Raw genomic sequence first — 6,657 nt, forward strand, 5'->3', positions numbered from 1 at the left:
CGGCGACTCAGGCCGAGATCAAGACGGCACATCGTAAGCTGGCACGCAAATATCACCCCGATCTGAACAAGGACGCGAAAGCGGAATCGCAGTTCAAGGAAATCGGCGAGGCGTATCAGGCACTCAAAGACCCGGAGAAACGCGCGACCTATGACCGCCTCGGAACCGGGCTAAAGGATGGCGACGAGTTCAGGTCGCCCCCGGACTTCAACGAGGGATTCGAATACGCCGGCGCCGGAAGCGAGCAGGACACGAACGATTTCTTCGAAGGCTTGTTCGGTGACCGGCACAGGCGCAGCCAAACGCACGCGCGAGCACGCGACTGGCCAGGCGAGGATCACCACGCAAAGGTCTCGATCCCCCTCAAGGACACCTATACCGGCGCCCAACGCTCGTTCACGCTGCAGATGCCATCGGTGGACGCCCAGGGCCGCGTCACATACAAGTCGCGGACACTCGACGTATCGATTCCAAAGGGGATTCTCGACGGCCAGCGCTTGCGGCTCGCCGGACAAGGAGGGCCCGGTATCGGACAAGGACGCGCCGGCGACCTTTACCTCGAGATCGCTTTCGAACAGCAGTCGAGATTTCGCGTCGAAGGTCGCGACGTCACACTGGACCTGCCCGTCGCACCGTGGGAAGCAGCGCTCGGCGGGGAGGTCATCGTGCCGACGCCGGACGGCTCCGTCACCATGACCGTGCCCGCGGGTTCCGCTGCCGGACGGCGCCTGCGACTCAAGGGCCGAGGCATTCCAGGCAGCCCGCCAGGCGACCTGTACGTCACACTGGGCATCGCCCTGCCCATCGCCGACACCGACGCCAAGAAGGCCGCCTACGAGGCCATGCGCCAGGCCTTCAAGTTCGACCCTCGCGCTCATTTTTATGGATGACCCATCATGAGAGAAATCGGTTCGGTCTACCTGCAAGGCGAGATCGTCGAGGAGCATCTCGAGTTCACGCTCGTCGAACTGTGCCGCGTCACGGGCGCCACGGAGGAACAACTCAGCGTATGGGTCGAGGAAGGGGCGTTCGAGCCCCGCGGTGCAGGCCCTCACGACTGGCGCTTCAGTGGCGCTTCGTTGCGTCGCGCGCTAACCGCCCAGCGATTGACGCGCGACCTGGAACTCAACGGGCCCGGGGTTGCGGTCGTGCTCGATCTCCTGGACCGGATCGACGCGCTGCGCGCGCGCCTCGCCCAGCACGGTCTTGACGAATGACCCGCTTCGTGAAAGCGAGGTCGTCATGACACGCTACGTTTCCCACGGTTTCTCGCGCTCGCTGCGGGACGGGTCCGCCGCCAACGAAGCGCGGATGATGGCGATCATCCGCGCTTCGCGCGAAGCCATCATCACGATTGACTCCAACGAAATCATCCTGATGTTCAATCCGATGGCCGAACAACTGTTCGGCGCCACGGCCGCGGACGCGATCGGCACATCGCTCAATCGATTCATTCCCGAACGCTTTCGCGCTGCCCACTCGCACCATGTCAACCAGTTCGGCGTGGCGGGAATCTCGGACCGGCAAATGGGCAAGCAACGCGTGCTGTTCGGGCTCAGGACGAATGGCCAGGAATTTCCCATAGAAGCGTCGATCTCCCAGATCGAAGATAGAAACGGCAAGCTCTATACCGTCATGCTGCGCGACGTCACGGAACGCGTCCAGGCCGACAATACGCTGCAGGCTTCGCGCGAAGAACTGCGCGCGCTCTCCGCGAACCTCCAGCACGTACGCGAGGAAGAGAAGACCCGCATCGCACGCGAACTGCATGACGATCTGGGCCAGCAGTTGACCGCCCTGAAAATGGATCTCTCCGCGGTCGAAGAATCCCTGGATACGGGCGCAATACCAGACCGCGCGCTCAATCACGAAATAACCGGACACCTGAGGTCGATGCGCCGCCTGATCGACGCGACGGTGGCATCCGTGCGGCGCATCGCCGCCGATCTGCGGCCCGTGATGCTCGATGACCTCGGGCTCGTTCCCGCCATCGAATGGCTGGTCAGCGACTTCACGAACCGCTATGGCATCCCGGTCGAAACACGGATCGAGCATGGCGAGGCTATCTTCAACCGCGACGGCGCAACCGCTCTGTTCCGGATCGTGCAGGAGGCGCTGACCAATGTTGCGCGGCACGCAGAAGCAACCCTTGTGATCCTGTCGATCTTTCTCGAAGACGGCCAGTACGTACTGAGGGTGGAGGACAACGGCCGCGGCGCCGTCGAGCGTCACGCGCCTGACGGAAAATCGTTCGGATTACTGGGCATGCGTGAACGCGCGCACATGCTCGGCGGCCGGGTGAGCACCGGCCCCGCCAACGGCAACGGCTTTGTGGTGACCGTACGCTTTCCCGCCAACACATTGACACAGGACGAAGTGCTCCCATGACCCGTGTGCTTATCGCCGATGACCATGCGCTCGTGCGCGACGGATTGCGGCATATCCTGCAGAACGCAAGCGGGTTCGATGTCGCAGGGGAAGCAAACGATGGCCCAAGCACCCTCGCGCTGATTCGGTCGGTGCACGCGCACGTGATCGTGCTCGACCTGTCCATGCCCGGCCGTACCGGCGTCGAACTCGTCAAGCAGATCAAACTCGAAACGCCGGGGCTGCGCATTCTCGTCCTGACCATGCACGCAGAGCATCAATACGCGGTACGCGCGTTCAAGGCGGGTGCATCGGGTTATCTGACGAAGGAAAGCGCGAGCGCCGAACTGGTGGCGGCAGTGACGAAGGTAGCGGCCGGCGGTGTCTACGTCAGCCTTTCCATGGCCGAAAGCCTGGCGCAAAGCCTCACCGAACCGGCCGACACGCTCCCGCACCAGCGCCTGTCCGACCGGGAACTCGACGTCTTTCGCCGGCTGACGGCAGGGCAGACGTTGTCGGAGATCGCCGAAGCACTCTGCGTGAGCGCCAAGACCGTGAGCACTTACAAAACGCGCATCCTCGAAAAAATGCAAATGCCGCACGACGTGGCGCTGATCCGGTACGCGGTACGTCACAAGCTCTTCGACGAAAACGAATAGCTCGGCGGTTCGGCCTGTAGGGAAATGCCTACAGCCGTTCCGAAAGCCCTACACCAAGCTCGTTCGCCGCCGATTTTATTTCGAGATGGCCTCCGCGATACTTCTATCCATGCAATCGAAAACGTGAAACGCCATCAGCGAATGACGGTCATCCTCACGTACGGAAAATGGACGCTGTGTTGCGGCGGCATTTCCGCCTGCCTTCTTAGCAGCTCGCAGCACGTCGCGCCCGGTCCACCTGCGGCGCGCTGATCGTCCATGCAGCTTGTCCGTCGAGACTCGTGCCAGCAACCCGGCGCGGTACTCGCACGTCCGTCCAGATGACATCGAGTAAAGCAGGAGCTGACCATGTTCCCCGTTATGGAAGAGGATGTTGCCGTCGCGGTGCGGTTTGAACGACCCGAGCAGAAAATCGGGAACGTCGTGGCGTTTTCGGCCAGGCGCAATGCTGTTCGTTGTTCGACTTGCCAGCAGCAGCCGTTCTGCATGCCACCCCGGCTCAACCCCGAGGATATGGCACGGGTCAACGCGATCGTTGGGTCGACACGGCATGTCCGGCGCGGCGAAATACTGTACCGCGAAGCAGACGCGTTCGAGAGCATCTACGCGGTGCGAGTCGGCTCATTCAAGACGGTGATCGTGCATCGCGACGGTCTGGAACACGTGACGGGATTCCATCTCGCCGGGGATACACTGGGTCTGGACGGTGTCAGCGCCGACGTGCATACGTGCGACGCGATCGCATTGGAAGACAGCATCGTGTGCGTCATTGCGTTCGGTCTGCTTGCCAAGGTATGTCGCGACGTCGAGCCGATGCAGCACCACGTTCACCGCATGATGAGCGGTGAGATCGTACGCAAGGAAAGTCTGCTCATGCAATTCGGCACTATGTCGGCGGAGCAGCGTGTAGCAGCTTTGCTGCTCGATTTATCGCAGCGATTCAAGGCGCGCGGTTATTCAGCGAGCGAATTCAATCTGCGGATGACGCGCGAAGAGATCGGCAGCTATCTGGGCATGAAGCTCGAAACCGTGAGTCGCATGTTTTCACGCTTGCACGACGAAGGCTTGATCGACTCATCAGGCAAGCAGATCACGATTCTCGACATGGACGGGCTCAAGCGGCTTTAGGCCGTATCTGTTGCTTGGCGCCTGCGAGGCCCAGGCTGATCTAAATCATAGACGCGATTTCCCATTTGGATAAATTGAAACCCTGACCTGGGACCTTATTTTTCGGAGAGGAAAATGGGCTATAAAAGCATAGTTGTTCACGTCGATACGAGCGCACAAGGGCGCGCGCGAGTCGCCGTCGCCATGAATCTCGCCAAGCAGTTCGATGCTCACCTGAGCGCGGTCTACTCGGTGTTCGAGCCCGATCCGCAGACGTTCTATGTCATGGCGGGCACGGCACAATATTTCGCCGTTCACGAAGAGCAGCGAGCCGTGCAGGCTGCTGCCGTGAAGCAGCATTTCGACGCCGAACTCGAACGCATGGGTATCGAGGGAGAATGGATCGAGACCAGTACCTTTGAAGGCACCCCGGTCTCGCGGTATGGGCGATGCGCCGACCTGATCGTGGTCGGCCAGGTCAACCCCGACGACCCGGATACGTATATCGGCGAGCATTTCGTCGAGGACCTGATCATGTCGTCTGGGCGCCCCGTTCTGATGATTCCGTACACGGACTCATTCAACACGATCGATGGCGAAGCGATGATTGCGTGGGACGGGAGCCGCGAAGCGTCGCGAGCGGTGTCCGACTCAATGCCCTTCCTGAAGAAAGCGAAGCACGCTTCGGTCGTGACACTGGACCAAGCGGCCGTGAGTCCGTTCTCGGACCGAATCCCGGGAATCGACATTGCTGCGACCATCCGGCGCCATGACGTCAACGTGGACGTGCATGCGGTGGAGGGTGTCCCGCACGCCAGGATCGGGGAGGCGTTGCTGTCCCAGGCTTCGGACCTGAACGCCGGCCTGCTCGTCATGGGCGCTTATGGGCACGCCCGGTGGAAGGAAATGGTGCTTGGCGGCGCGACCCGCACGCTCTTGGCAACGGCCACGCTGCCGGTCCTGTTTTCTCATTGAAGTTGGGCCGTGAGGCAAGCCGCCGCTAGGAAAAGGTTGGGGAAAAGCAAAAGACCGCTGTCCGTGGGGGCAGCGGTCTTCCTTATGACGGGTGGCGAACGTGGGACTCGAACTTCAGATTTGTGGAGTGCGTGGGGATAGTCCGTTACGACCCGCTAGCCGCGAAACTGGGCGCCGGTTATTGGCCGGGCGCCGGCGATTTTACGCTCGGGGTCGCCAGCGTGTTGTTGGTCGCGGGAGCGGGGGTAGACGTCGTGCTACTCGGCAGGCCCGAGTTCGGCGCCCCGGAAATCCTGCCGCTGTCCGAGTTAGTGCCGCCTGGCGTGCCGTAGCCGCTCGTTCCACTGTTCGCCTGGTTCGCCGGGCTAGCCGTACTACCCGCCGAACCGTCGCCGCTTGAGCCTCCCCCCGCCGCCTGTGCAAAAGCGCCGCCCGACAGCGTAAGTGCGGCGACGGCCGCGATTAAGGTGCTAATTGCCTTGTTCATGATCCGTCCCTCCTTGATTGGACTGGAAGATAGACGCAGACGGTCGTCGCCTGCTTGACCACGAATGAAGCACTTACCGTGCCGCGTCGTCTACTCGCACCTAAACGATGTGCGTCGCAGCGAGCGGCTCTCGTTGGCGTTTGGCAGATCCGCTACGCCGTTCAGCCGCCCCGCCGCGTACTATTTCGACGCCGGCCAGATGTGGGAGACGACACCAGGGACAATGGAAAATTTACAATGGACCGATTTTCTTTTCTCAAGCAATTTCGTTAGTAGTTGACGCGGCGAGCGCGGTGTCAATGCCGACGGAGTGTCAACGATCCGCACACTGAGTTATTCGAAAACCCGAGCCCATGCCGCCCGAACTCGTCGCGCGCGGTCCTCGAAGAGATATGAGGCAGCCAGCGTCAAGAGACCTGAAATAGCACCCGTCAGGATGTGCTCGACATAGGGGATGTGGTAGTGACTCGCATGCGAGTAGGCGTCGCCTGCCGTTGTCAGGAGGCCGACGATCAGCGCATTACCGTATCGATGCGCGTAGAGTTTCGCCGCAGGCGTAAAGGTCAACAGTACGGCCAGGAGTCCCGTGAGCACACCTGTATGGAATGCAACCACCCAGTGGGCAAGGCTCATGATATTGCCCCAGCTCCCCGGCATGCAGGTCATGCACGCGCTGGTCGGCTGCCAGAAACGCTGGATAAAGAGCATGACGCGGCGCTTCCACTCGGGTGACATGATGTATTTCCCATCAATGCCGTTGTTACGGCCGACGCCACTATAGGTGCCGTTGGAGCGGTTTCCAGGCCTTTTGACCCGCTTGCCGTCCTCGTCATGGACGCGTTAACCTGCGCGCCGTCGAGGGCGAGCAATAACGTGGACATGGCGGAATACTACACTGCGATGGGTCAGCGTTCGTTGAAGGCGACCAGGGTGTGGCATACGATGGCAGACAATCTGCCGACGCTTTTATTCGGCACATCTTGCACGCACTCGCAGCGCTGAACGCATACCACCGGGAAGTTCTGCTGGCGGTCTAGCTGAGGGACTCGGTCGGCCTTCGCC

At 61.2% G+C, this 6,657-nt stretch carries 7 protein-coding genes and 1 pseudogene; 6 read left to right on the forward strand and 2 right to left on the reverse strand.

Annotated features, from left to right (window positions below; all coding sequences use genetic code 11):
- The 6 genes and pseudogenes from WCA53_RS04630 to WCA53_RS04655 all read left to right on the forward strand — a co-directional run.
- A partial coding sequence (locus tag WCA53_RS04630) for a DnaJ C-terminal domain-containing protein (RefSeq protein WP_423906066.1) occupies positions 1-890 on the forward strand: 890 nt, incomplete at its 5' end.
- Between the two features lie 6 nt (positions 891-896).
- Entirely contained in the window at positions 897-1,217 is a 321-nt protein-coding gene (locus WCA53_RS04635) for a chaperone modulator CbpM (RefSeq protein ID WP_423906071.1), read from the forward strand.
- Positions 1,183-2,388 (forward strand): annotated as a pseudogene (locus WCA53_RS04640) (PAS domain S-box protein); the annotation flags it as partial. The gene WCA53_RS04635 and the pseudogene WCA53_RS04640, both read left to right, overlap by 35 nt.
- A complete protein-coding gene (locus WCA53_RS04645; RefSeq protein WP_423906074.1) occupies positions 2,385-3,026 on the forward strand; it encodes a response regulator in 642 nt (213 codons plus the stop codon). The pseudogene WCA53_RS04640 and the gene WCA53_RS04645, both read left to right, overlap by 4 nt.
- A gap of 348 nt (positions 3,027-3,374) precedes the next feature.
- Entirely contained in the window at positions 3,375-4,154 is a 780-nt protein-coding gene (locus tag WCA53_RS04650; RefSeq protein WP_423906077.1) for a helix-turn-helix domain-containing protein, read from the forward strand.
- A gap of 114 nt (positions 4,155-4,268) precedes the next feature.
- Positions 4,269-5,108 carry a universal stress protein gene (locus WCA53_RS04655; protein ID WP_423906080.1) on the forward strand — a complete coding sequence of 280 codons (840 nt, stop codon included), beginning with the start codon at positions 4,269-4,271 and terminating at the stop codon, positions 5,106-5,108.
- 178 nt (positions 5,109-5,286) lie between these two features.
- Here the strand turns inward: WCA53_RS04655 and WCA53_RS04660 are convergent, their stop codons facing one another.
- Positions 5,287-5,595: a hypothetical protein gene (locus tag WCA53_RS04660; protein ID WP_423906083.1), complete on the reverse strand. Its 309-nt coding sequence runs from the start codon at positions 5,593-5,595 to the stop codon at positions 5,287-5,289.
- 333 nt (positions 5,596-5,928) lie between these two features.
- The gene (locus WCA53_RS04665; RefSeq protein WP_423906087.1) at positions 5,929-6,330 is read right to left on the reverse strand and encodes a hypothetical protein; all 402 of its coding nucleotides are present in this window, start codon (positions 6,328-6,330) and stop codon (positions 5,929-5,931) included.
- Positions 6,331-6,657: the final 327 nt, after the last annotated feature.

Source organism: Caballeronia sp. (assembly GCF_049581465.1).
Classification (GTDB): domain Bacteria; phylum Pseudomonadota; class Gammaproteobacteria; order Burkholderiales; family Burkholderiaceae; genus Caballeronia.

Excerpts from the sequence above, each read along its gene's own strand:
- WCA53_RS04645 (WP_423906074.1), top strand. The coding sequence starts at position 2,385 with ATGACCCGTGTGCTTATCGCCGATGACCATGCGCTCGTGCGCGACGGA.
- WCA53_RS04650 (WP_423906077.1), top strand. The coding sequence starts at position 3,375 with ATGTTCCCCGTTATGGAAGAGGATGTTGCCGTCGCGGTGCGGTTTGAA.
- WCA53_RS04655 (WP_423906080.1), top strand. The coding sequence starts at position 4,269 with ATGGGCTATAAAAGCATAGTTGTTCACGTCGATACGAGCGCACAAGGG.
- WCA53_RS04635 (WP_423906071.1), top strand. The coding sequence starts at position 897 with ATGAGAGAAATCGGTTCGGTCTACCTGCAAGGCGAGATCGTCGAGGAG.
- WCA53_RS04660 (WP_423906083.1), bottom strand. The coding sequence starts at position 5,595 with ATGAACAAGGCAATTAGCACCTTAATCGCGGCCGTCGCCGCACTTACG.
- WCA53_RS04665 (WP_423906087.1), bottom strand. The coding sequence starts at position 6,330 with ATGTCACCCGAGTGGAAGCGCCGCGTCATGCTCTTTATCCAGCGTTTC.